24 protein-coding genes are annotated in these 25,977 nt (G+C 49.2%); 6 read left to right on the top strand and 18 right to left on the bottom strand.

The annotated features are described in order from the left end of the window. Positions 1-94: 94 nt before the first annotated feature. Together SPM24T3_RS07715 and SPM24T3_RS25430 are read right to left on the bottom strand one after the other, a co-directional pair. A complete protein-coding gene (locus tag SPM24T3_RS07715) occupies positions 95-868 on the bottom strand; it encodes an ABC transporter substrate-binding protein (RefSeq protein WP_009636168.1) in 774 nt (257 codons plus the stop codon). Between the two features lie 341 nt (positions 869-1,209). Next, the gene (locus tag SPM24T3_RS25430) at positions 1,210-1,359 is read right to left on the bottom strand and encodes a hypothetical protein (protein WP_157135268.1); all 150 of its coding nucleotides are present in this window, start codon (positions 1,357-1,359) and stop codon (positions 1,210-1,212) included. A 199-nt stretch (positions 1,360-1,558) separates the two neighbouring features. On the opposite strand from SPM24T3_RS25430, the gene mntR reads away from it, so the two are divergent. Continuing rightward, positions 1,559-2,005, top strand: coding sequence for a manganese-binding transcriptional regulator MntR (gene mntR / locus SPM24T3_RS07710; protein ID WP_009636167.1), 447 nt, complete (start codon positions 1,559-1,561; stop codon positions 2,003-2,005). A gap of 168 nt (positions 2,006-2,173) precedes the next feature. Continuing rightward, on the top strand, positions 2,174-3,316 hold the full coding sequence (gene ampC, locus SPM24T3_RS07705) for a class C beta-lactamase (RefSeq protein ID WP_009636166.1): 1,143 nt from the start codon (positions 2,174-2,176) through the stop codon (positions 3,314-3,316). Between the two features lie 86 nt (positions 3,317-3,402). On the opposite strand, the gene dld is transcribed toward ampC, so the two are convergent. The 3 genes from dld to SPM24T3_RS07690 form a co-directional block, all read right to left on the bottom strand. Further along, a complete protein-coding gene (gene dld / locus SPM24T3_RS07700) occupies positions 3,403-5,097 on the bottom strand; it encodes a D-lactate dehydrogenase (RefSeq protein ID WP_009636165.1) in 1,695 nt (564 codons plus the stop codon). A gap of 130 nt (positions 5,098-5,227) precedes the next feature. Further along, positions 5,228-6,037, bottom strand: coding sequence for a Cof-type HAD-IIB family hydrolase (locus SPM24T3_RS07695; protein WP_009636164.1), 810 nt, complete (start codon positions 6,035-6,037; stop codon positions 5,228-5,230). Positions 6,038-6,151: 114 nt separating this feature from the next. Further along, a complete protein-coding gene (locus SPM24T3_RS07690; RefSeq protein WP_037377875.1) occupies positions 6,152-7,495 on the bottom strand; it encodes a hypothetical protein in 1,344 nt (447 codons plus the stop codon). A gap of 490 nt (positions 7,496-7,985) precedes the next feature. On the opposite strand from SPM24T3_RS07690, the gene fucP reads away from it, so the two are divergent. Then, complete coding sequence (gene fucP, locus SPM24T3_RS07685; protein WP_009636162.1) at positions 7,986-9,230, top strand: L-fucose:H+ symporter permease; 1,245 nt, start codon at positions 7,986-7,988, stop codon at positions 9,228-9,230. 218 nt (positions 9,231-9,448) lie between these two features. Continuing rightward, the gene (locus tag SPM24T3_RS07680; RefSeq protein ID WP_009636161.1) at positions 9,449-10,228 is read left to right on the top strand and encodes an L-threonylcarbamoyladenylate synthase; all 780 of its coding nucleotides are present in this window, start codon (positions 9,449-9,451) and stop codon (positions 10,226-10,228) included. A 144-nt stretch (positions 10,229-10,372) separates the two neighbouring features. Here the strand turns inward: SPM24T3_RS07680 and SPM24T3_RS07675 are convergent, their stop codons facing one another. The 3 genes from SPM24T3_RS07675 to SPM24T3_RS07665 form a co-directional block, all read right to left on the bottom strand. Beyond that, the gene (locus SPM24T3_RS07675) at positions 10,373-11,272 is read right to left on the bottom strand and encodes a LysR family transcriptional regulator (RefSeq protein ID WP_009636160.1); all 900 of its coding nucleotides are present in this window, start codon (positions 11,270-11,272) and stop codon (positions 10,373-10,375) included. A 93-nt stretch (positions 11,273-11,365) separates the two neighbouring features. After that, the gene (locus tag SPM24T3_RS07670) at positions 11,366-12,544 is read right to left on the bottom strand and encodes a sugar efflux transporter (RefSeq protein ID WP_009636159.1); all 1,179 of its coding nucleotides are present in this window, start codon (positions 12,542-12,544) and stop codon (positions 11,366-11,368) included. Between the two features lie 116 nt (positions 12,545-12,660). Beyond that, positions 12,661-13,269 (bottom strand): TetR/AcrR family transcriptional regulator, encoded by a 609-nt coding sequence (locus SPM24T3_RS07665; protein ID WP_009636158.1) that lies wholly within the window; start codon positions 13,267-13,269, stop codon positions 12,661-12,663. Positions 13,270-13,383: 114 nt separating this feature from the next. Here SPM24T3_RS07665 and SPM24T3_RS07660 point away from each other — a divergent pair, with 114 nt between their 5' ends. After that, a complete protein-coding gene (locus SPM24T3_RS07660; RefSeq protein WP_009636157.1) occupies positions 13,384-14,610 on the top strand; it encodes an MFS transporter in 1,227 nt (408 codons plus the stop codon). 58 nt (positions 14,611-14,668) lie between these two features. Beyond that, positions 14,669-15,382 (top strand): SDR family oxidoreductase, encoded by a 714-nt coding sequence (gene bdcA, locus SPM24T3_RS07655; RefSeq protein WP_009636156.1) that lies wholly within the window; start codon positions 14,669-14,671, stop codon positions 15,380-15,382. Between the two features lie 42 nt (positions 15,383-15,424). Here bdcA and msrA read toward each other — a convergent pair whose 3' ends face one another. The 10 genes from msrA to SPM24T3_RS07605 all read right to left on the bottom strand — a co-directional run bounded on the left by msrA (position 15,425) and on the right by SPM24T3_RS07605 (position 25,929). Then, complete coding sequence (gene msrA / locus SPM24T3_RS07650; protein ID WP_009636155.1) at positions 15,425-16,162, bottom strand: peptide-methionine (S)-S-oxide reductase MsrA; 738 nt, start codon at positions 16,160-16,162, stop codon at positions 15,425-15,427. 299 nt (positions 16,163-16,461) lie between these two features. Further along, complete coding sequence (locus tag SPM24T3_RS07645) at positions 16,462-17,118, bottom strand: hypothetical protein (protein ID WP_009636154.1); 657 nt, start codon at positions 17,116-17,118, stop codon at positions 16,462-16,464. A gap of 87 nt (positions 17,119-17,205) precedes the next feature. Next, positions 17,206-17,793: a flavin reductase family protein gene (locus tag SPM24T3_RS07640; RefSeq protein WP_009636153.1), complete on the bottom strand. Its 588-nt coding sequence runs from the start codon at positions 17,791-17,793 to the stop codon at positions 17,206-17,208. Between the two features lie 24 nt (positions 17,794-17,817). Further along, complete coding sequence (locus SPM24T3_RS07635; protein ID WP_009636152.1) at positions 17,818-19,083, bottom strand: chloride channel protein; 1,266 nt, start codon at positions 19,081-19,083, stop codon at positions 17,818-17,820. 189 nt (positions 19,084-19,272) lie between these two features. Next, entirely contained in the window at positions 19,273-19,506 is a 234-nt protein-coding gene (gene pptA / locus SPM24T3_RS07630; RefSeq protein WP_009636151.1) for a tautomerase PptA, read from the bottom strand. A 155-nt stretch (positions 19,507-19,661) separates the two neighbouring features. Continuing rightward, the gene (locus SPM24T3_RS07625; RefSeq protein WP_009636150.1) at positions 19,662-21,059 is read right to left on the bottom strand and encodes a cytochrome c; all 1,398 of its coding nucleotides are present in this window, start codon (positions 21,057-21,059) and stop codon (positions 19,662-19,664) included. Positions 21,060-21,072: 13 nt separating this feature from the next. Then, positions 21,073-22,662, bottom strand: a complete 1,590-nt coding sequence (locus SPM24T3_RS07620) for a GMC family oxidoreductase (RefSeq protein ID WP_009636149.1) — start codon at positions 22,660-22,662, stop codon at positions 21,073-21,075. Between the two features lie 28 nt (positions 22,663-22,690). Continuing rightward, positions 22,691-23,212, bottom strand: a complete 522-nt coding sequence (locus SPM24T3_RS07615) for a sugar dehydrogenase complex small subunit (protein ID WP_009636148.1) — start codon at positions 23,210-23,212, stop codon at positions 22,691-22,693. Between the two features lie 168 nt (positions 23,213-23,380). Then, a complete protein-coding gene (locus SPM24T3_RS07610) occupies positions 23,381-24,598 on the bottom strand; it encodes an aminotransferase class I/II-fold pyridoxal phosphate-dependent enzyme (protein WP_009636147.1) in 1,218 nt (405 codons plus the stop codon). A gap of 26 nt (positions 24,599-24,624) precedes the next feature. Next, positions 24,625-25,929: an LLM class flavin-dependent oxidoreductase gene (locus SPM24T3_RS07605; RefSeq protein WP_009636146.1), complete on the bottom strand. Its 1,305-nt coding sequence runs from the start codon at positions 25,927-25,929 to the stop codon at positions 24,625-24,627. Between the last annotated feature and the right edge of the window lie 48 nt (positions 25,930-25,977).

The raw sequence follows: 25,977 nt of genomic DNA, 5'->3' as shown, positions 1-25,977 counted from the left end.
AACATAGTCTGACACGCGGTCAGAAATCATAGCCGAAGAGATCATTATCTGTAGAGATCTTCGGCTATTTGCCGTTTATCAGCCCCATTAAGCCCTAACTTCTCGGCGAAACGTTAAAGGTAAAATACTGTTTGTTCAATTTACTGAAAGTGCCATCTGATTTGATTTCAGCGATGGCCTGGTCGACCGAAGCTTTGAGCTGGTCATCCCCTTTGCGCAACCCCAAACCGGTGCCTTTGCCAAATAAAGTTTTGTCGTAAACTTCTTTGCCGTTTAACTGAAAATCTGCGCCCTGCGGCTTATCCAAAAATGATGCCGTTGCCGAAGCTGCATCATCCAAAGTGGCGTCTAGTCGCCCTAATGCCAGATCGGCATAAACCTGATCCGGCGAGGCGTACGACACCACATCAACGCCTTTATCACGCCAATATTGGTTAGCGTAGGTTTCAAATACCGAGCCTTGCTGCACCCCGATTCTTTTTCCTTTGAGTGATTCGGCGGTGGCCGTTAGCCCCGAGTTTTTATGGGTGATGAGGTACACCGGAGTGGTAAATAGTGCCGTTGAGAAGTCGATGGATTTTCTACGTTCATCATTTATGGATAACGAAGAAAGTATCGCATCGAATTTTTTGGCTTTGAGCGCGGGAATTAGTCCATCAAAAGTGTTTTCAACGAACACACATTTCACCTGCATTTTTTCGCAAATCGCCCGCCCTAAATCAGCATCGAAACCAACAATTTGCCCCTGTGGATTTTTCGATTCAAAAGGAGGAAATGTCGGGTCTATGCCCAACCTAAGTTCAGCAGGTGCAGACATCACATTGCTGCTGGCGGCCATCAATAAAAACAACAGCGAAACTTTCTTCATTATTCCCCCGGCTGATGCATACAAAGTCATTATTCACTCTAAAACAAGCTGCTAAAATCATTGATTAACAGCAAATTAGAGTGCTAATTCACAATAGCGGCAACGAGCTGACGGAAGGTAATACCGATAACTTATGGATAGCAGCCAAGGCTGTTGTGACGGGATAAATGAGGATTAAGCCGTTGGGCAGTTGGCCCGGCGTGTGCGTGAAGAAGTCAGGCTGGCAGCGAATTGTCGCGAAACGGCACGGGTTGAAGCGCTTAAAGTATAAGCGACATTCTTGAAAATATATCACCTAAAATCTTTAGCAGATTCGACGTTTTGCGCAGCGGCACACATCCTTAGGCCTTATTGTCGGGTTCGGTCGCCTTGCCCTTCTCTTCGGGATGGCGTTTCTCCACCAGCCAGGACTGGATCATATGCAGCAAAAAGAGCCGTAAACGTAACGGTGAACGGCCATACACTTTCCAAAAACTCAGGCTCTGTTCCATAATTGACTCCTGCTTCATACCCACGCATTCGTGAAGGTTTATTATACAGGTATAGCATAGGCTATATTAGTTAGCCATAGCAAAGTCAGCAAAAATTGGTGGTTGGTGATACTTGGTTTACAATGCCCCCATTGTCGCGAAGTATGTGGCTTCAGGAAGAGAAGTAAAAAGCCATTGAGCAAGAAAAAAGGTGGGCGTTGTGAAAAATAAGAAAGTTAGTCCATTGCTGGATGTGGAAGATCACGCTCAGGGTTTTTTACAGGTGCGCGAGGCGCATCGTCGGGAATTGATGGAAGATTATGTTGAGCTAATTTCTGATTTGATTCAAGAATTTGGGGAAGCTCGACAGGTAGATTTAGCGGCAAGATTGGGCGTTTCCCAGCCTACCGTTGCCAAAACGCTGAAAAGATTGGCCAGCGCCGGACTGGTCAGGCAGTTACCCTACCGCGGCACATTCTTAACGCCGGAAGGTGAAAAACTGGCTGCAGAAAATCGCGAGCGCCACAACATTGTTGAAGAATTTTTCGTCGCGCTGGGCATTAGCCCGGAAACGGCGCGCTTAGACTCTGAAGGTGTTGAGCATCACGTTAGCGATGAAACTCTTGAAGCTTTTAAACGCTTTACCGAACAGCAAAAAGCATCGTAATAAAGCCCCTTCTGTCTTAATTTGATCAGGAAGATCTCAAGCGTTTTCCTGATTTTTATCTGATAGTTCATTATTTTTTGCTTACGATCGCAGTAAAATCCCTGAATTTGTGTTCCTCTTTTTCCCGCTCAGACTTTAATCCCCCGATTTTAAAAGGACTTCAACAGGATGAAATTACAGGCTGTTACCGCAACACTTATAGGTTTGATTCTTGCCTCTACGGCTCAGGCAAAATCCTCTGAGCAGGAAAAAGTTGACCAAATTATTAAGCCATTAATGCAGCAATATCAAATTCCCGGCATGGCTATTGCCGTTAGCATCGATGGCGAAACAACGTTTTATAATTACGGAGTCGCCTCCAGACAGTCACGCCAGCCAATAACTAACAGCACACTGTTTGAAATTGGATCGTTGAGCAAAACTTTTACCGCGACTCTCGCCAGCTGGGCTCAGCAGCAGGGGAAAATCTCGTTTAACGATGCGGCCAGTCAATATCTTCCCCAGTTAAAACACAGCGCCTTTGATAATGTCAGCCTGCTAAATCTGGCGACTCATACGTCTGGCCTGCCGCTGTTCGAACCCGAGGGTGTAAATACTCCGCAACAACTGATGGACTGGTATAAGCAATGGAAACCGACACAACCGGTTGGCAGTGTCCGAGTTTATTCCAACATGGGGATTGGGCTGCTGGGAATTATTGCCGCCAAAAGTCTCCATCAGCCGTTTATTGATGTCATGCAACAACAGCTGCTGCCGAAACTTGGGATGCACAATACCTTTATTAAAGTGCCTGCCGATAAGATGGCCGAGTATGCGCAGGGTTACAACAAGCAGGATAAACCCGTTCGCGTCGGGCCCGGCCCGGTCGATGCCGAGGCCTATGGCTTGAAATCTAGCTCGGCCGATTTAATTCGCTATCTCGACATCAACCTGCATGAACAGCCCATTGATGCAAGCTGGCAAGTCGCGGTTGATGCCACCCACCGAGGTTATTATCGAGTTGCCGGATTTACTCAGGATTTGATGTGGGAAAATTATGCCTATCCTTCGCCGCTGGAGCTGCTGTTAAAAAATAACGGCTCGCAGATCATTACCGACGCTCAACCGACCAAGGCCATCAATCCGCCGCAGCCGCCGCTGGAACAGGCAATCTACAATAAAACCGGTTCTACCAATGGCTTCTCGACCTATGCGATGTTTGTGCCGGTCAAGAAAATGGCAATTATTATTCTGGCCAATAAATCGTATCCCAATGAAGCACGGGTTAAAGCCGCCTACCAGATTTTAGCGACGCAAAAAGAAGGCTTTTGATCCACGGGCGGGTTTCATAAAAGACGGTTTTATCCGCCGTAAAAGCATCAAGCCTGCTGACCGTGTAACCAGCAGGCTGTAAAGGCTTACGACCAGTGTTTATTTTTGCTGGTTTTACCAATGCCTGGATTATAAGTATTGGTTGGGTCAAGCTGCCGCAGATGCTGTTCATATTCAGGCGAAGCATGATACAAGTGGCCGACATTGTGCTCAGCGGGATATTTCGCGCCACGCTTGTCGAGGTATTCGAGCACCTCATGTTTGAAGGCCAACGGATCAACACCAGGTTTGAGGATATAGTCCTGGTGATTAACAAAACAGAAAAAGTGCCCGCAGCATGAATCTTCCAGAACCTGTGCCTGAAGATGCGCGGGTAATACAATTCGCCACTCACTGTCATTGCGTCGTAACGCAACATCGAAAGCCATCAGTCGCTGATTGGTATCTATTCCCATATAATCGCAATAAGAAACGGTACACCCGCCCACGCCAAAGCGAACTAAAAATGCATCCTTTTCCTCGCGTTCATTACAGGCAAAAAACTCTCCACTTCTGTTGGAGAAAAATTCAGTTAGCAATCGCAATAAATCGGCAGAATATCGAGATTCGGTCTTGATCATCAGATGGTGTTCAAAACGATCACGATAATCAAGAATGCGTTTCGCGACACGTTTTGGCGTCAGATTATTCACGCCCTGCAAAACTTTATCTACCAGATTTAGCGGCAGGAAACCGGCCTTTTTCACCCGCACGTCCCAGCGCGCCTTTTTCGCCATCAATGAAGGAAGCGCTTGCGGACCCAGTCTGTCAATCGCCCAATAAACATGTTTGGAATAGCGCACTGTCAGGTCGAAGGCATTACGATGAATATATTCCGCCTGTTGGGGCAACTCTTGCAGATTTCTCAGCAAATAGCGTCGCAAATCAATTAGTTCAACTTCATCGTTGGTGCCGATGTAAAAGGTGTGGGTGTTATCACCACGATCAAAGGTTGAGAGACGTACCGCAAATACCGCAACTTTGCCTGCGCTGCCTGAGCTGTCGTGCAGATATTGCACATTGCCGTTGAAACGGGTCGGGCTGTCGGCGTCAACATCCCGAATCACTTGTGCATAATCGTCAGCCCAGATCCTCCCCTCCCAGTCTGGCTCGCTGCCGGTAGTATAATTCTGGCTCTCAAGGCGAGCGATCATTTCTTCGGGCGTATTACCAAGGAAAATACCCAAATGATTGATCAGCGAAAGTGTGCCGTCATCGTTTATCTGGGCAAACAGAGATTTCTCGGTAAATGCCGGACCGCGTCGAATTAAAGACCCGCCAGAGTTATTGCATACACCGCCGACTACAGATGCACCAATACATGAGGATCCAATAACCGAATGAGGTTCTTTATGATGGGGATATAGCGCTTTTTCCAGCTCGGTGAGCGTGCTGCCGGGGAAGGCGATTACCTGCTGAGCATTGTCAATAACCTGCACACCTTTAAGACGGCGTGTACTAATAATGATGACATCGCGGTCATAATTATTACCGTCTGGCGTAGAGCCGCCTGTTACCCCAGTATTTGCAGCCTGCATCAAAATAATCTTGTCACAGGCTACGCAGACTTTTAGTACTTCCCAGAGTTGGAGCAGAGAATCGGGAATGGCAACTGCCAGCGCCTGCCCCTGGCCGACGCGAAATCCTTTAGTGTAATACGCTTTGTCATTTTCACTGATTAACAACTGATCCGAAGCCAGGATTTGTTGTAACTGAGGAATGATTTTTGTGCCCTTCTCCATCTGACCTTTCTCCAAAGGCCGCAATGATTCATCGCGGCGGGTAATTCGATATTGTGAAAAAATAATTATTTTGAATTAGTATTGTTATATAACCAATTCAGAATATTAGTATCGAAAACTTTTCTCTGGACTAAAACGGCGTTTGTTGTTCCAGAACGCGAGATATCACGTTCAACGCACCCTGACAGTTGTTGCTTTCGGTAAAGTAACCGGCAACTTCCTTCACCGTTGGGCTGGCATTGGCCATCGCAAAGCCGAATCCGGCATGGCGCAGCATTTCGATATCGTTGTCGCTATCGCCGATAGCCACCACTTCACTATCTTTTACGCCCCACCGGGCCTGTAACAGGCTGATGCCGTTGGCTTTATGCAGGCCTGGAATGATCAGGTCGATAAATCCAAAACCGCTGCCAACGGGCTGAGAGATGTCACCGACCTCAATAGACAGCTTCTGCAACAGCGCAGGAATAGCTTCATTTTTCACACCCAGTGAGAATTTAAAAATAATGTCTTCAACGTCGGTAAAATCGGCGACTTTTTTGAGGCGGCGATAATGGTTGGACATTTTCTCGACTACCGCGTGCGGCATCGAGTCATGCGCGTAGGCACTGTTTTTTCCACAGACAACCAGCTGGATATCAGGAACATCCGCAAGCACCGCCAGAATTCTTGCGATCTCTGCCTTGGAAAATTGACCACAGTGGATCTCTTCTCCAGCATCGACCACGTAAGCGCCATTTTCCGCTACAAAACCTATTTCCTTATGAATTTCAGGAAAATAATGCACCAGCTGGTAATACTGATTGCCGCTCGCCACCACGAAATGGATGCCGCGCTGTTTGAGTCTGGTGTACTGTTCCAGAAAACGGGATTTGTCGTAACTCTTTTCATCGTTGAGAAAAGTCCCGTCCATATCCACCGCAATCAGTTTTATTGACATATTTATTCCATTATCAGGGTAAAGGGTTTATCGGCGTCGGTTATCTGTTGCAACCGTAGGGCAAAATCTTATCAAAGACCCGACGCAAGCTCTAACCTAAACTTTACCCAATTCCTATTTGATTGATACAACCGCCCTGTTTTGCCACCTTTTAAACAAGGCTTGGGCTAGCATCATCATGCAGATGAAGATGAGTAGGTCGAAAGAGAAGTTCATGGCAAAAAGGTGTCTCGACATATCGCGATAGCCTTCACCAAAGAAAGCAATATAGAGTTGAGAACTACAGAAGACGCCAAGAATAAACATAAGCTTTGCTTGAGGATTACTTTTCAAGAAAAATGACAATAAGACAATGAGTACCGCGATTAAATATCGCCACGGGCCATAGATGTCATCTTTCAACTCCGTTACCATTGAAACAAACTGATCATGGCTTGAAAAATATTTATTGGCATAAGCTAAGTTGAAGTATTCTTCTTTCATTTGTCGTTGTATAGAGGGATCGAATGGCAGAGTTAATAAATTTGCAGGTCTTTTAAAGAAGACAGCAAAACTTTTACTAAAACTTGCATCTGAGTGATGGCGTGCATAGCAGCCTATTTTGGGTTTCGGATTTACCACACTACCCAAATTGAAATCGTATTTTTGATTCCACGGATCTATGCCAACACATTCAGCTTCAACACTGCTATCTAATTCAATGTGATTCAGCGTCTGATATAAATAAGCCCCAAAATAGTTCGAATTGTATTTATTTAAAGGCAAGGTTTTATTGGAATGAGAGACAACGATCAATGCCATTACAAATGACAAAAACAACGCAATATATTTTTTCTTGTCTACTTTTTCATTAAAAAGCCACAAGCCGACCAAAATAAGCAGTGGCAGATAAAAGTATTGCGTTTTTGTGCAAGCTATCGCACTGGCAAGTAAAAACAGCATACAAGATTGATATTTTACTGGTTTGCAGAGGACATAACACAGTATTGGCAAAGTGAAGACAACGATTGAGTCCTGATAGAAGGAAGCTATAAAACTGAGGATTGATGAAGAAAATAATTGAATGATGAATAATGTAAAAATAAAATAATGTGGCTTGCGAGTATAATCAAAAAATATTTTACTCAGTGCAAACAGCTCAAGCAGATAGATGAACTTTAGCATTGAGGCCATTAACATCAGGTCAAACCATGAGGTTAATAATGAAATAATACTGGCATAGAGATAGAGCATGATGCTGTAAACGCTGAACTCGTTCAGCTGCCATATCGGCTGAAAATGCACTTTCATTTGCCATGCAAGCGGCATATACGGGTTCATAAAAGGAATTTGTGCCATAAAAGTATTCGTTGTTCGGGTATAGTCTTCGTTATTTAAGGCAAAGGTTGATCCCGACAAACAAATAATTGTAACCCACAGGATTAATATAAAAACTCGGCTAACTTGGCGATTCTGCATCACGTCCTTAAGGACAGGTTATCGAGAGAGGCAATCTGGCAAAAAAGTGAAGTTGGCAGTGGCTTCAACAATGAGGAATATTTGACATAAGTCAGTTTTCAAACAATACGCCTAAATAATTATTATGTCGTTAATTATTCTGAAATGAGGGCTTTGTGAGATCTAGATCACAAATATTGTACTAATCTCTGTGGCTCAGTCGCTCAATTATCACCAGCCACGTAGTAAACCTATCTTTTTAAAAGATTTATCGTCAAAAGGCCACCACGTCTAAAAGTGTTAACCGGGGTTGCAGACCCTTGTCTTCGTTTCAAGTTTATGTAATCTTTCGCACGCTAAAAATGTGCGTCAGGTCACTTTTTTGATCGGCACAACATAGATGTCATCAGGGTCGGATAACGATGCTCAGCCAGGCATCGGCATTTTATCGTTAAGCCAGAGGCGCCTCTAAAGGCGAATAATCTGGCAGCCATAGGTTTCAGGAATTTTCATGAACAACAAAACCACAAGTTACAAAGGGCCTTTGGCTCTATTAACCGCACTCTTCTTTATGTGGGGATTAATTACTTCTCTTAATGACATTTTGGTCCCGCATTTAAAATCTCTGTTTGAATTGAGCTATGTTCAGGCCTCATTAGTCCAATTCTGCTTTTTCTTCGCCTACTTTGTGATGTCTTATCCGGCCGGTAAAGTGGTCAGCAAATTTGGCTATAAGTCAGGTATTATCATCGGATTATTAGTAGCCGCCATTGGCTGCGTGCTGTTTTACCCATCAGCTTCTCTGCGTTCATACCCGCTGTTTTTACTCTCTCTGTTTATTCTGGCTTCCGGCCTGACCTTATTGCAGGTTGCCGCAAACCCTTATGTCAATTCGCTGGGAACTCCGGAGACTGCGGCCAGCCGTTTGAACCTGACTCAGGCATTTAACTCGCTGGGAACAACTTTAGGCCCTATCCTCGGCGGGATGTTTATCCTATCGACGGCGGTACTTAGTGCCGACCAAATAAGCCAACTGCCTGCCGGTGAAGTTCAACATTATCTGGCCAGCGAGTCTGCCTCTGTGCAAACTCCTTACCTGGTGCTGACTGCGTTACTGGTGCTTATCTCCTTGGTCATCAAGTTCAGCAAGCTGCCGGTGTTAACAAATGAAATCGAACAAGACGATGGTAAAGAGCACAGCCTGTGGAAGAGAAAACACTTGGTGCTGGGCGTTATCGGCATTTTTGCCTACGTCGGTGCTGAAGTTTCCATTGGCAGCTACCTGATTAGCCTGCTTGAACGCCCGGAAGTCGCTGCACTGTCGGCGGTTGACGCCAGTCAGAAACTCTCTCTTTACTGGGGTGGCGCGATGGTAGGTCGCTTCCTCGGCAGCATGTTGATGACCCGTATCAAGGCCAACCGCCTGCTGGCATTTAACGCCACTATTGTGGTGTTGTTACTGGCTGCGGCAATCATCACCAAGGGCACGTTCAGCATGTGGGCGATTTTGTCGGTAGGCCTGTTCAACTCGATAATGTTCCCGACAATCTTCTCGCTGGCGCTGAACAGGCTGGGTGGTTTGACCGGGCGTGCTTCTGGCGTGCTGTGCATGGGTATCGTTGGTGGTGCCATCATGCCAATCATTCAAGCGACCGTTGCCGATCACGCTTCGCTGCTGGTGTCGTTTGTGGTTCCACTGGTGTGCTACATCTATATTGCCTGGTACGGCTGCAAAGGTTACCGGCCAACCGTTTAAGATACCTGTCCAGCCCTCAGTCAGAGGGCTGGCTCTCTCCACTTTACCCTCTCAATCAATATTTAGATTACCTTTCCTGTTGCGCCTTTTGTTGCAGCATTGGAACAATCACTTATTTTCGCTTTGTATGCTCGCGGTTTTGAAAAAATACGGTAGGATGAATTCACTGATTCGGAACACCGAATATCCTTAATCAATGCAATCGAAAGGTATGAGATATGTCTAACAAAACAATTCAATGGAATGGTGCCTTACAGCCTGAAGCGGTAGAGATCCTGTCTAAAGACGGCGGTATGATCGTCTGCCCGACTAAAGTTGGCTATATCATCATGACTTCCGATGCAAAAGGTCTTGACCGTAAATTCGAAGCCAAAGAACGTAACCGCAACAAGCCGGGCGTTGTGCTGTGTGGCTCTTTGGAGCAGCTGAAATCACTGGCTCAGCTGAATCCAGAAATCGAAGCGATGTACCAGCAGCACTGGGACAAAGATATTTTGCTGGGCTGTATCCTGCCGTGGAAAGAAGAAGCCAAGGCACGTATTCCTGATGATGGTTCTAAAACCATGATGATGGACAAGCGTGACACCAGCTGCTTCGTTATCAAGTTTGGTAAGCCGGGTGAAATTTTGGCTAAAGAACTGTGGGAAAACCACGGTAAATTCTCTTTCGCCAGCTCTGCCAATCCATCTGGTAAAGGCAACCGCGGCAAAGTTGAAGGTATCGGCGAGCGTATCGAATCTCACGCTGACCTGATCATTGAAGCTAACGAATACGTGACTTCAATTCAGCCAAACGAAAGCGAAAAAACTCGTTACGAGCAAGGTGTGATGGTTTCCATGGTCGACGAAAACGGTACTCTGGTACCTGAGCAGAAGGGTCAACGCAGCGTGACTCCATGCCCTATCCTGATCCGTAAAGGTCTGGACGTTGATAAAATCATGTCAATCATGTCTGATATTTTCCTGACCTGGGATTACCGTCAAGGTAATTACTACTAAGTCCTGTCATTGCCAAGCCGCAATGCTTTACCAGACAGCAAAACGGGTGCCTAAGTGGCACCCGTTTTTTATGTTAATGCACCTGATATTTATCTGATTTCGTCTTAGTCAGGCTTAAAATTAGGGCTGACTTAGGTTTTCAACTCATATAATTCTTACGCAGTTTTTTTCTAAATCATCGACAAACAACCGCACTCGCGCCGACAAACGATTCTCGGATTTAAACATTACCCACGAATGATAAGTATCCATCTGCCAGTCGGGTAACAGGCGAACCAGTTTTCCTTCTTTTACTGACTCCTGAGCAATGTAATCAGGCAAGTAAGCAATGCCACCGCCAGAAATCGCCGAACTCATCAAAGCCACGCTGTTGTTCATGCGAAAACGGCTGTGCACTTCGATATCCAGCTTTTGCTTGTCCTTGTAGAACGGCAGCGAAATGGTATGCGCCGGACCGCGAAACAGTATGTAGTCGTAGCGTGGCAAGTCTCCCGGTTTATTGATTTTTGCCAGTCTGGCCACGTAATTCGGCGCGGCGTAAAGCCCCCAGGTAATAGGGATCAAAGGCTTGAGCTGCGCGCTGTCCGGTTTGTCGCGAGTGATGACAATCGCAATATCATACAGATCGTCGGCCATATTAACCGGGCGATCGGTCAAGTCGAGATCCACATTGACGTGTATATTGTTGTTAATAAAAGTATTCAGTACTGGCACGATGCACTGACAGCCAAAGGTTACTGGCGCAATCAGTCGCAGATTGCCCATCGGCTCCTCATGAAAATGGCGGATGAAGTGCTCCGCCCCTTTGATTTCATTGAGTATGCGATGGCAATACTGGTAATAGCTCAGCCCGACTTCAGTCACGGCAATTTTACGCGTGGTGCGATTAAGTAGCTGCGCGCCAAGGCGAACTTCGAGGCTGGCAATTTCACGGCTTACGGAAGACTTCGACAGCCGCAGGGATTTAGCGGCTTCGGTAAAGCTTAGCGTTTCAACCACGCGGGCAAAGACCACCATTGCGGTGAGATTTTCTATATTGTCCATGGGTCTGTCTGATGATTTAAAGGCATTCAATAAAATAACATATTTAGCGCAGGTCCAGACAGCCTCTCTATTTTTCAGACCCTATAACGGTCGTTATGCCTTTTTAACCCGCAACGCCATACCCAGCGCCAACAGTGAAATCACCATTGCAACCCAATATACGGGCTGATGTCCGAGATTCTCACTCACCAGCCCCTGAAGCAGTCCGGCAATAATGGCGCCGGTGGAAACGCTGTTGCTGTAGAGCGTGCTGGCAGAACCAGGGGCTGCGGGCAATAAATCTTGCATATAAAGCATGCCCATTCCGCCAACGATACCAATAAACAATGCGTTAAAAATCTGTATTGCCATCAAAGCTTGCGGTGAAACAACCAAGGCCATACCGGCATAAAAAACTACGGCACTCAGCACCCCCACCAGCAGCAGCGGGCGTTTGCCGAAACGATGAATCAATGTCACCGAGAACAACACAATTAACACTTCGAATCCTGCACCCACGCCCAACAACCAACCGGCGAAACCGGCTGCGACATGGCTCAGGCTTGAAATATATAATGGCATATCAATAAGATACATCGCATCTCCGGCCCACAGCAATGCAAAGGCGGCAAACAGCCACCAAACATCCCTGTCCTTGGTTTTAGAAACGTTTGGCCCGGTTTCAATAGCCTGGACAGGCAATGCTGGCAACGAAGGCAGTAAAGCAACCACCAGCAATAATGCCAGCGCAAACAGAGAGGCGACAATTAAATAAAGGACAGTGAAACCAAAATGCGCGAGGGTAAAAAAGGCCAACGGAGGAGCAACGATCCACGAAAGCGAAATCTGCGCCCGCATGCGAGTGGTAAACTTCACCACTTCGCCGCCTGTTTGATCAGCATATTGGCGAGCAAGTGCAAATACTTGCGGCATTGCCGCGATGGAAACCGCTGACATCAGCACACCCAGTGAAATCAGCACCCAATAGTGGCGGTTATAGGCAAAAAGTAGCGCATTCACCACAGCAATAGAACAACAGGCAATAATCAGGTTGCGGCGGTTGCCAGTGGCATCAGAACGTCGAGCAATAAGCTGGCTCATCCCGATACCCGCAATGGCATTGACAGTATAAAAAGCGCCAACCATCATCGGCGTTGCGCCAGTATTGCGGGTAAGAAACAGGCTGAGTACTGGCCATTGAAACGCGCCGGAGATCCCTAAAAGTAACACTGTTGCCATAAAGGCCGCGCTGACCAGCTGATTGCTGCCCTCGGCCTGCTGTTCCAACTCCATGCCAACTCCCTGAAAGACAAAGTTTTATCAGGTATTGATAGCATAGTTAATATTCGAACGGCAATAAAACATCACTATTATTAATGTTTTGTATTCAAGGATTCGCCTGCAACAGGTCAAGCGCGATTTTGCTCGAGTATGTTCATTGCCTGAGAAATGCCACCTTCAATAACGGCTAGCGTGACACCGTCACGTGAAAGCGTAGATATACCGAGTAAAAAGCTGTCAATTAATGCCGCTAATCCGGCCACATCAGTTGTTGCCTTTAGTTCACCGCATTCTATCGCACGTTGCAGGCAAGATTTAATACCCTGCCGAGTTCGCAGGCGAGAATCTTTCAGTGGCTGCATAACCTGCTGATTTTCAGGGGAACATGCCGACATTACCCCAAGTGCTACCATGCAACCCTGTGGATGATTTTCCTCACACTGCATGCGGGCTGACTGTCTAAGTGCGAATTCGATGGCCGCGACAGGAGACAGGGAATTGTCCCATAGCGGTTCCATTACCTGCCCGTGAGAAGCCAGATAGCGCGACACGGCCTCGCGGAACAATGCTTCCTTGGAACCAAAAGCTGCGTAGAAACTGGGCGCTGTAATACCCTGACCCATCGCGGCTTTTAGCTGCGCCAGTGAAGTAGATTCATATCCGTTCTGCCAAAAAAGATGCATCGCCTGCTGCACCGCAGTATCACGGTCAAACTGTCTTGGACGCCCGGTTCTCATGAAAATCTCCATAGCAATGACAATATTTATATACTAGTCGATACATAAATCATTGACAAGCTGCCGCCGCCATGACAACACTTATGTACTAATCGATATATAAGTGGGAAAATTATGCATTATCGGGGCAATTCAGACCAAGTCAGTTCACCACCCGAGGTTCAACGCTTGCCGGTGATGGCCCTGCTGGCCCTGGCGATGACCGGTTTTATCTGCATCATGACTGAAACCGTTCCTGCCGGACTTTTACCGCAGATTGCTCAAGGTCTGCATGTTTCTGTGTCTTATGCCGGTCAACTGATTTCCGCCTATGCGGCAGGTTCGCTAATCGCCGCTATTCCTTTGACTTTGATGACGCGCAGCTGGCCTCGTCGCCACGTTATCTTGCTCACGGTGTTGGGATTTTTGCTCTTTAACTCACTGACTGCTATTTCTGAAAACTATGTATTGACACTTTTTACCCGCTTTATGGCAGGTGCCGCTGCCGGTTTGGCCTGGAGCCTGCTGGCAGGGTACGCGCGCCGAATGGTTACACCGTCACAACAGGGAAAAGCCATGGCTATTGCCATGGTGGGAACGCCGATTGCGCTCTCTTTAGGGGTACCGCTGGGAACCTGGATGGGGGATCTATTAGGCTGGAGGCTGACTTTTGGCGTGATATCAGGCTTGTCGGTACTGCTGATTGTCTGGATCTTGATTTCATTGCCCAATTTCCCCGGACAGTCTGGCAAGTCTGCCCTAGCGTTGCGTCAGGTGCTGATGACCCCGGGCGTCAGGCCTGTATTGTCGGTCGTTATGGCCTGGATCCTCGCTCACAATATTCTTTACACCTTTATCAGCCCATTTATTGCGCAGGCCGGGCTTGAGAAAAATGTGAGTCTGGTGCTGCTTACTTTCGGCATCGCTGCTCTGGCAGGAATTATTTTAACCGGCAAAATAGTTGAACGATTTTTACGCCGCGCCGTGCTTTTAAGCCTTGGGATTTTTGCGCTAACAATGCTGGCGTTTGCATTAAAGGGGTCATCACCGACCATAGTCTATTGCGGCGTGGCGATATGGGGTCTGACTTTTGGCGGTGCCGCAACACTGCTGCAAACCGCGCTGGCCGATGCGGCAGGAGAAGGCGCTGATATTGCTTTGTCGATGAACGTGGTGGTCTGGAATTTAGCTATCGCGCTCGGCGGCATAGTCGGCGGCGTTTTACTTGAACAATCCGGGGTTAAATATTTCTCCTGGACAATCATTGCTTTGACCTTGTTGGGCTTGGCTATTGCCTCGCGGGCGAACAAATACGGATTTCCACCGGGACAGCGTCAGCATCTCGACCCGGCATCGGAATGATTTGTGGCAAAAAATCGACTAAATCACTCGTCAATCACAACAAAATCAGGAAAAAATCATGAATACCCAGAATAAAAGAAAGGTCTTTATCATGGGCGGCAGCCGTGGAGTCGGTGCTGCAATCGTTAAAAAATTTGCCGAACAGGGTGATGAGGTTGTTTTCAGCTACGTAAACTCACACTCGGCCGCTGAAACTTTGGCTCAACAAACAGGCTCTACCGCGCTACAGCTCGACAGCGCCGATCGCAACGCGATTGCCAGTCAAATCAGTAAACTGGGCAAGCTGGATGTGCTGATTGTCAATGCTGGCGTGCTGAGTTCCGGAGATCCGCTGACTCTCAACGCCGATGAGATAGAAAAACTGTTCCAGATTAATATTCATGCCCCCTACTTTGCCGCAGTTGAAGCCGCAAGGCAGATGTCCAAAGATGGCCGAATCGTGTTTATCGGCTCAACTAACGCAGACAGAATGCCAATGCAGGGGCTCAGCGCCTATGCCACCAGCAAGTCTGCCTTACAGGGAATGGTAAAAGGACTGGCGCGCGATTTTGGCCCACGCGGCATCACGGTAAACGTGGTACAGCCCGGTCCCACGGATACTGATATGAACCCTGCCGATGGCCCGTTAAACGAACTCATGCACAGTTTTATGGCTATCAAACGCCACGCTCACGGCGATGAAGTCGCGGCAATGGTAAGTTGGGTAGCCAGTGCCGAGGCCGCAATGGTCACCGGTTCAGCGCTGACCATTGACGGCGGTTTTGGTGCCTGAAATGAGTGTTGATACTTACCAGCCAGCCCGCAGGCTGGCTATTTACGAACCTGTAGATACCGGCGTCAGCACCGGATCGGTGCGGTAACGTGCAGCAAACAGCTGTTTCAACTGGCCAATTTTCGGCATGTCGTTGATTGCGATATAAGGCGCATCAGGATTTTCCACCAAATAATTCTGGTGATAGCTCTCTGCCGGATAGAAATGATTATGGCTTTCAACGGTGGTGACCAATGGCTTGCCAAACGCTTTGCTGGCATCTAGCTGAGCAATGTAAGCCTGAGCCACGCTTTTCTGGGAATCACTCAGCGGGAAAAGTGCCGAACGATACTGTGTGCCGCTGTCCGGGCCTTGCCTGTCTAACTCGGTAGGGTTGTGCGCCACTGAGAAAAACACCTGCAACAGTGCCCCGTAAGTGACCTGCGAGGGGTCAAAGGTGACTTGGACGGATTCAGCATGACCAGTATCGCCACTGCTGACAGTTTCATAATTGGCAGTATCTGCCGAACCGCCGGTGTAACCCGCGACCACTTTGGTCACCCCTTTTACGTGCTGAAACACGCCCGCAACGCCCCAAAAACAACCGCCGGCAAACAGCGCAGTTTCGGAATGCGAACTGGCTGGCGCCTCATCCTTTATAGGTGCTGGAATGGAAACTGCTGGCTCTGCCCCGCCAAATGACCAGGCAATACTGCACCACAGCAGCGCGGTGATGGCAATAAACGCGCCCCACGGACCTGAGCGGCGTAAAGAGGAGAATCTTTTTTGCGCTGTTTTCATAATGTACCTCACGGGAGTGTCGGCGAACGGGCAAGCCGCGAAAGCAGCTTGATTTTTATTCAGCCTGGTACATTAAAGATGGCAGCTAAACCGGGTTAATGCGATGACCTCAGGATGACAAAATTGTCATAATGGCTTTCATTTGAATTCTATGGCCCCTGATTTGCCAGTACACGCTGAGAGCAGTATTCGGCGTAGCTATTCAACATGGCAACATCTGATGATCTTTCTACTGTTGGTTGGAGATGCTACGGAGGGCTAAGGGATTGAAAATTAACGACTCATTAATAACCAGAAAATTATCGTGCTTTTAGATCTTTTAACCGATCCGCAATAATTTCGACCTGTTCAGGTTTTATCGTTCTACTGTAAATATGAACTTCGTCGAAATCTGTCGCATATTCAGTGTTATTTCTAAGATAATTTTGTATTTCGTCTTTGTCCATTTCAGGAACGCCCTCCCCTTTATGACCCAGATGAGTAATCAATTTCCTAAGGTTTTCGTCCCTGTTATGATTTAAGGAAACACCAACCACTTCAGGTATTGATGGATGGATTTTATATAGGTAAAAAGAGCCTTCAGGTTCCGTCTCACGATAATTTCTAACCCCTTCCACAGTTTCGGCCACGATTAAAGTAGATTCACCCTCTTCAGTCATTTGATCAATCCCACCAAAATTATCTGAATACCAATCATGATTTGAAAGCGCTGTTTTTATTTCTGCAAGAGAACGACGGTCAGCGCGATAAAGAGGTTTTAGAAACCGTTGTTCGATTAAACCTTTTGAATTGAGCGCCGTTGCAACGCCATTTTGCGGCGATTTGCCATGCTTTTTTTCCAGCACATCGTTGAAACTGGATGCTGAGGCCGTTTGCTGCCCTACATCAGCCTGAATCGCAGCGGCTGGGGCTGGTGCGGGAACTATCGAAGGGGCATTGATTGGATGGTGGTACATGATTTACCTGAAAGTTGCCAGTTATGAAGACTTCCAACATAACCAGCAATCTCAGTACTTAACTACAGCGTAGCCTTCCTCCTGCTGTTACTTTTTCTCGCTTTCGCCGACGATAATCTCCTCGCCGATGGCGTAAAAATGTCCGCCTGCAACATAGTGAAGACTGCGTAATTCAGCAGGCGCTTGCTCAAAAAGCCAATGGCCGTTTTCAAACACCCGTTTGTCGGCCCAGGCACCGACGATTTCGCCGATATACAAATCGTAGGACTGCTGATTGTGCGGCTCCGGGATCAATTTGCACGCAAGCCACGCGGAACAACCCTCGACAAACGGCAGGTCAAAACCGTCGAAGTTGAACAGTTCGACCCCTGCCCGCACCAGCTTGTCTGGCTGCGTCGCCAGCGTTTCTGTTCCAAGCTGCAAAGTCATCGCCGCCTGTTTCGCCGTCGGAACCTGAATCACAAACATTCCGCTTTGTTCCAGCAGCTCACGAGTTTTAGCTATTTTATCGATCACGACAGTAAGCTTGGGCGGTGAAAAATCCAGCCCGCAGGCCCATGCGGCAGCCATCACGTTATCAACGCCGTCATGGCGGGCAGAGACTAAAATCGTTGGGCCATGATTGATGAGCCGCCAGGATTTATCTAAAGGCACTGCCTTGATGAATTCATTCATGATCTTCCCTTACATAACGATAAATTAACGACTAAATTTTTTATTGATTAGCGTGCTGGTGGCAATTGAACCGGTGACTGCAAATAAAATCGGAATTAAAAAATCGTGATTAACACGGGTGAACTCCAGAATTAATACCACGGCGGTAATCGGCATTTTCATTGAGGATGCTAGAAACGCCGCTGCGCCGACAATAGCAAAAGCGCCAATTGCAGTGCCTGGCCAGAAATGGTCCCAGATAATACCCAAAATGCATGCCAGCAATGCGCCGTTGGATAATCCTGGCGTCAGCAACCCCCCTTCAGCCCCAGAGCGCAGACTGCCCCAGATCACCAGTAATTTTAACACCAGTAATCCCGCCACCAGATACAGCGTGATTTCACTATCGAAAGTGATTTGCGCCGGCCCTTTACCGTTGCCCAGCAATTGCGGGAACCACGCCGCAAGCAGCCCGAGAATGGCAAAGTTCAGCAAACAAAATACCGGCATCTGCCAGTTACGTTTGGCATTTTTACGCGCGTTGGTCATCACGCGGGTAAACAGATTGGCGGCGATACCAAACAATGGCCCGCAAATCACCGACCAAATCACCAGCCCTGAAGTAATATCCAACTGCGGCAGGTGATACTGAGATTCGTTACCCAAACCTGTCCAGGCCACCAGCGCGGCAATAGACGAGGTGCAGATAGCAGGAATTAGCAGCTCGAGGCTAAAGGCGCCCAGCAGCACTTCCAAGGTAAACACCGCCCCGCCGAGAGGCACGTTATACACCGCCGCCAGCCCGGCACCTGCGCCACAGGCCACCAGAATGCGCGTTTCTGGCACCGTCAAATGAAAACGCTGCGCCAGCCAACCTGCGCCAATCGCGCCGACTTCACGTGGCGCAACCTCGCGACCCAACGGTGAACCTAGAGCCACGGTAATAATTTGCAGCAAAGCGTGGACAAGCGTAGAGAAAAAAGGCATTGGCTTATGCGGATTTTTGACCGCGTTGGCAATGCTGACTAACGGTTTGCCGAAGCGATAAAGCAGATACCAGCCGATCCCGGCTATCAGGCCACAGACGACCAACACGTAAAGTCGTCGTGAGGCATTGGCGGCGCTGACGCCTTCAAGGAAACTCTCTTTACTGATAATGGCGTCGGGACTGTAGCCGAAAGCAAAATGTTGGATAGCGTGCAGCAACAGGGCCAGCAACATGCCGCCTATTCCCGCTGCGATACCGGTTAATAGTGTTGCAAATACCAGACGAACTATTCCACTGCGAGGCTCGACGTGCTGTTCACTCATCCTTTATTTCCTGTGTTTTACGCCTGCGTAAGGCTTTGATTCTAAATTAAGGAAATTATAAAGTTTAAGGTTTAATGGTATTTAAATGAGAAGGTGAACGGCCACGCCAACTTAAACATATTGTTAACATAAGCGAGATTACAGCAGCCAACGCCGAACAGCTGCGCCGCTGCTGTAAAAGAATGGCAATCAGTCCATGGTGTAGCCAGGTTTTTTGACCAACTCATCCAGATGCGCCTTGATGATTGGCTCATAAACTTCGCTCTTCCAGTCATCTTTGGCAATTTCATTCAGGCGAATGGAAACTGCTTCGTCAGAACTGCCGAAATGCTTTTTCAGCACCTCAGTGAGGTCGTCGGAAATAGCATTTTGTTGAGCTTCTGTCAGGTTGCGAGTAATGAATTTCAAATCTACGTGTGGCATACGCTTCTCCGTTAAAAAAGGGCTATCGAGTTGAGATACTTTAGCATCCTACAGCGATAGCCCCCTAAAAAGTAAGCACTGTGTGCCAGCAGTCAATACTACTGATTTAACTGCTGATTATTTGCTCCACTCGCCACGTCGTGCTGATTTTTAAATTAAGACTTCTTGCGTAAACGCAGCAGGCCAAAAATAATAAGTAGCACGACGACGACGCCAGCGGCCATCAGGTAGCTCACATAGCGGACAACAAACGGCGCTTCCCCGCCTTGACGCCAGGTTTTAACCTGTTCACCGGTCACCGGCTGATTGATATTAGCAAACTGATTGCGCACATAGCTGCTGACTGCGGCAATTTGAGCATCGTTCATCTGGTTGGCAAACGCTGGCATCGCTACGTCAATATCGTTGCCTTTGCGCTCAATGCCGTTGGCAATAGTCATCACCAAATTTTGCGCATTCGGCCCTGAAACGGCGGTATTGCTGGTCAGCGAAGGATAAAAATTATCTTTCGTGCCATGCCCCTCAATACCGTGGCAACTGGCACAGGCGCCGTTATACAGCTCGGCACCGTCAGTGGTTTTACTCGCGGCAAGCGAGGATTGACTGCCCTGACCCACGATAATTTGATTAATATCAGTGGCCACGGCGGGAGTCGCCGCTCTGGCAGCAACCGGCGTCGCCATCGCCGGAACCTGCTTGATCCACAGGGCAATAGCATTAAGGTCGCCGTCGTTCAGATAACGGAAACTGTGCTCGACCGCTTCGCCCATCGGACCCGCTGCCTGTGCTTTATCGGCAAGATGACCGGTCTTGAGATAGGTGACAATGTCTGCCTGGCTCCAGTCGCCGATGCCACTTTTATCCGGGGTAATATTCGGCGCATACCAGCCGCCTAGCGGTCCCCCGGCGAGATTCTGACTGCTCTCTTCTGCCATCATCATATTGCGCGGCGTATGGCACGTGCTGCAGTGCCCCAACACATCGACCAGATATTTACCTCGATTAAGCTGCTCTGACGCGCCGTCCTGCCTGGCGAACGGTTTGTCGTCTCGATAAAGCAAATTCCAGCCCCACATAATCTGGCGAATATTAAATGGGAAGCTGAGCTGCGTTTGCTCTGCCGGCGCGGCGTCGTAGGGTTTTACACCCTGCATAAAATAAGTATACAGCGCGTGAACATCGTCATCAGTCAAACCGTGATAGGCGGTATAAGGCATTGCTGGATAGAGATTTTTTCCGTCGGCGGCGACACCTTTGCGCACTGCATCGGAGAATTGCCGCTCGCTGTAATTACCCATGCCAAACTGTTTTGATGGCGTGATGTTACTGGAGATAATCCGCCCCATCGGCGAATCAATGGCAAAACCGCCGGAATAAGGCGCGCCGCCTTGCCTGACCGCGCGATGGCAGGCGCCACAGTCGGCCGCGACCGCCAGATACTCCCCGCGTTTAATCAGCTGATCGGTTGCTGCATCGGCTGCCTGAGCTGAAATGCTGTTAAAAAACCCTGCCATTAACGCTGCGACAGTTAACACCCTCAAAGAAATTTTCATCATTTTCCCCTGCTCAAATCTCTTTATCGATGATTTCAGCCGCGCGAATACTCAGCGCGACGCCTGTTAACGTGGGGTTTATCACCCCCGACGCAGGAATAACGCCGGTCGTTGCGAGGAACAGGTTGCTGTGATCCCAGGTTCGGCATTCGTGATTGACCACTGAGTCCTTTTGGTTATCACCCATGATGACCGTGCCCATCAGGTGGTCGCGGTTTTGCCAGCCGGTATTATCTTCAATCACCGTGCCCCCCATCAGGCTGACGAATTTTTTATAGTCCGCATCGACCACGCCTTTAGCGGCTTTGACGTAATCATCGACCTCGTAATGCACGGTGAGCATTGGAATGCCCAGCGCATCTTTGCGCGTCGTACTTGGGCGAACCGTGTTGGTGGCATGGGGCAAAATTTCGAACACGGTGGAGATATCCACCCAGCGCGCGGCCTGATGGCGGATCTGTTTGTCGAGTTCACTACCCATCACCCCTTTGGCAATCAGCCGTTGGGCCACGGTCATATTGGGTACGTTATTGGACATTGCGTGCTTGATGGCAGAATGTTTTTTGCGAAAATCACCGTCGCGATAGTTAAAAATACCGCCCTGCTGCACCGCGCCGCGTCCCGGCCAGACTGGCTCATCGGCAAGAAATTGCAGCCCCATGCCGGTGTGGTCCATCAGGTTTCGTCCAACCTGATCCGAGCTGTTGGCGACGTCCGAAATCAGCAGCAGCTTGGCGGTTTCCAGACCGTGAGCGGCAACGATAAAGTATTTTGCCGTCAGGCGGGTGTCCTCACCGGTGGAGCTTCGCACGTGAACGGCCACAATTTTACCGTCAGGCCCTTTCTCCAGTTTCCAGGCAGTGGAATCGGTGAGCAGTTTGGCTCCGGCGTCTTCGGCATGTTGGGCGTGCTTATCACCGCTGTACATCGAGCCAATCGGGCATACCGGCATACAGTTATTGTTGCCGCTACAGGCCGGGCGGCCATCGTAAGGGCGTGTCGCACGTCCGTTTGGCTCGTGAATGAAATGATATCCCGCAGGACTAATCCGGCTTTTCACTCGCTGGAACAGATAAGTCTCACCCTCTGGCTCCATCGGATAAGGTTTGGATCGCGGGGGGAAAGGCTGTCCGGCCTGCCCGCTTTGATCATCGGTATCACTGCCGCAAACGCCCAGCGCCTCTTCGGCTCGTTGATAAAACGGCTCCAGTTCGCTGTACTCCATCGGCCAGTCGCGACCTACGCCGTAAAGAGTTTTCAGCTTCATGTCATTGGGCAAATAGCGCCAGCAGGCCGCTGCCCAGTGCCAGGTCGTGCCGCCAACCAGTTTTAGCATTCCGGGACGGAAATCAAACGAACCGGTGTTCTCGATATATTGTTCGTCGTAAGAGTGGTGCGCCCAGGGCTGATTGGGATAAGGCGAGTTATAGTTGGCTTTTTTCGACGAATTACGGAAGTTTTCAACGATTTTCCAGCGCGGAATTCGTTCACCGGCTTCAAGGATAATCACCGATCGCCCTTTCAGGGCCAGGGTATGCGCGGCGTTGCTGCCAAGCGCGCCCGAACCGATCACGATGACATCGGCGTCATATTGTTTAGTCATTACTGGCTCACATAATTAGAAAAATTAATTAATCGTTTTTTATTGTTGCTGGAGGCTGAGTCCAGTAATTGGTATGGCCGCGGGAATAGGTCGGGATCACCGTGGCATCTAATGTCGGGGTATACATCATGGCGTCGGTATAAGTGACGAAACGGGTATTATCTACCGCACGCAGCGAGACGGGTGTTCCGGTAAAACCAAGATACCAGGCCGAGACAATCTTCCTGGCCGTTGCACCGGTCGCGGCATCGAGCATAATCTGATGGCCGTTAAGCTCATCGGTTTGCGTAATGCCTGCGGCGGTGATTGCCCGCGACAACTGCTGCATTTGGGTCGGAAACTGCGAATCTTCTTCACTCAGGCAATGCAAAGCGCGCTGGGTGATCACTTGGCTAAGCTGTTTTCTGCCGGTAAGCATTAAGGAAAGTTGATAAAACGCTGAGGTATCGCTGGATTGAGACGGTGAAACCGCCCAGGAAAGGACAGGATTGAGCGCGGCGAAGCCCGTTAAATAGGCTCCTGACTTCAGGAGTTGTCTTCTGCTTAACATCGAATAACCCTTAGTATTTATAGGTGTTATGTATTTGATGTTAATTATCAGCATTTGTAAACAATTAGCGGGATAATGTTATTTATTTGTTTCAAATTGAGCAATAAAACATCAGGGCAAGAAATTCATCATGCCCTGAAATTCATCATGCCCTGATGAGATAAAAAGCTATTTCAGCTCGGCACAGGCTCTGGCAATGCGCTTGCCAGCTTCTGCTACAGTGGCGAAATCTGTTGCAATTGAAAGACGGAAATACGGTGACAGGCCGAAAGCACTTCCCGAAACACCAGAAACGCCGCTTTCGAGCAGGAAGTTCATCACGTCGCTTTCCGATTCGATGAGCTTGCCGTCGCTACGCTGACGACCCAACAAACCTTCACAGTTGACGAACACAAAGAATGCGCCCTCTGGACGCAATAAACGCAGCCCCTCGACCTGAGAAAGCGTCTCCACCAGCACGTCGCGACGCGCCTGATAAGCCGCCACCTGAGGCTGAATAAACGCCAGACCGCCATCGAAAGCGGCTACTGCCGCGGCCTGACTCACCGAGCTGGCACCAGAACTGTTTTGCGACTGCACCACCGCCATCGCGTTGGTCAACGCCTTTGGACCCACGCCGTAACCAATTCGCCAGCCGGTCATGGCATACGTTTTTGATACTCCGCCAACCAGCAAGGTGCGCTCACGTAAATCATCGGCAATGTTAAGCAGGCTGACATGCTGACGGCCATCAAACAACACGTGCTCGTAAAGTTCGTCGAGCAAAATCCACACCTGCGGATGACGACGCAACACTTCAGCCAGTGCTGCCAGCTCGTTGGCATCGTAAACTGCACCACTCGGGTTACCCGGATTATTAAGGATTAGCCAACGAGTGCGCTGAGTTATCGCTTGCTCAAGCTGTGCGGGAGTAAGCTTATATTCCTGCTCGATGGGGCAATCGAGGAATACCGGCGTACCCCCGTTAAAACGCACGCTGTCCGGAAAAGTCGGCCAGAATGGCACCGGCACCAGCACTTCGTCGCCGTCATTGAGGGTTGCGGCAAAGGCATTGAAAATAATCTGTTTGGCGCCGTTGGCGATGACGATTTGCCCGGCGTCAAATGCAAGCTTGTTTTCACGCGCCAGTTTACGCTGTACGGCCTGGCGCAGTGGTTTGATGCCCGGCGTAGGCGTGTACTTGGTTTCACCGCGTTCAATGGCTGCGTAAGCTGCCTGTTTAATGTGTTCCGGAGTGTCAAAATCTGGCTCGCCGGTCGTTAAGTCGGCAATATCTACACCGGCTTCTTTCAGGCTGTTAGTCAGCTGTTTGGCTGCCGCGTTCGGTGACATCGATACCCGCTGCACGCGGTCAGATAACACTAATGTGGATAAAACATGGCTCATGGTAAACCCTCTCCTGACAAGGAAGCTCAGACCACCGGCAAACCGAGGTTTTCACGCAGCGTGGAGAACTCGTAGCTTTCACGGAACAGGCCACGGGCGCGCAGTACGGGAATAACCAGTTCAACAAACAGGTCGAGCTGCTCGGGGATAATCGCTGGCATGATATTAAAGCCGTCCGCACCTTCCTGCTCCAGCCACAGCTGCAAGTCGTCGGCGATATCTTCTGCAGTCCCGACAATCACCCGGTGACCACGGGAACCGGCAGCAATCGCGGCCAGCTCGCGCAGGGTCAGATTTTCCCGCTCGGCAAGGTCAGTCAGCAGCTTGACGCGGCTCTGATTACCTTCAACCGCAGGGATTTCCGGCACCGGACCGTCCAGCGGATATTGACTCATATCCAGGCCAAAGCGCGCAGAAAGCTGCTTGATACCATTGTCGATGTCCACCAGCAGATTCAGCTGACGCCAGGTTTCTTTTGCTTCTGCCAGAGTACGGCCGACGATTGGCATCACCCCCGGCAGGATCAACAGGTGATCCGGGTTGCGGCCCGCCTCAACCACCTGCTGCTTTTGCGAACGGTAAAACGCCTGACCTTCTTCCAGACTGGCAGAAGCGGTGAAGACTACCTCGGCGGTGTGCGCCGCCAGTTTTTGACCGTCGGCAGACGAACCGGCTTCAATAATAACCGGTTTGCCCTGCGGCGAACGGGTGATGTTTAACGGGCCCTGCACCTGATAATGTTCACCGCGGTGGTCAATCGCGTTGATTTTGTCGTCAACGAAATACTGGCCGGTTTCTTTATTGGCGATAACTGCCCCCTCCTGCCAGCCTTCCCACAGTTTATTGGTGACCTGCAAGAACTCGGTTGCTTTGGCGTAGCGGTCAGCGTGGCCCGGCATATCTTCTTTCGAGAAGTTGCGCGCCACGTCGTTGGAATACGAGGTCACCACGTTCCAGGCTGCACGACCGCGGCTAATGTGGTCCAGTGACGAGAAACTGCGCGCCAGAGTAAACGGGTCGCTGAAAGTCGTGGATGCCGTCGCGGCCAGACCAATGTGATGCGTGTTAACCGCCACGGCAGACAACAGAGTCAGTGGCTCAAGACGCGCCATGGTTGAAGGCAAACGGTGCACGTTGGTTGCCAGCGCATCGCCGATGAAGAACATATCAAAGGTGCCTTCTTCGGCCTTTTTGGCAATGCTGATCAGCCAGTCGATATCGGTCGGGGAACCCAGTCGCTGGGTAAGACGCCAGCCGCTAACGTGATGGCCCAGTGGCTGAACAAACAGTCCGAGACGCATTTTACGTGGAGAATTTGAGGACCTGGTCATGGTGTTCCTTAATGTGATTCAAATCGCGAAATAACAAAAATAGTGGCG

The sequence above is a fragment of the Serratia sp. M24T3 genome, from assembly GCF_000257645.1.
In the GTDB taxonomy this organism is placed as follows: Bacteria; Pseudomonadota; Gammaproteobacteria; order Enterobacterales; family Enterobacteriaceae; genus Rouxiella.
The sequence above is the reverse complement of the archived record's forward strand: the minus strand, read 5'-3'. Positions and strand labels throughout refer to the sequence as shown.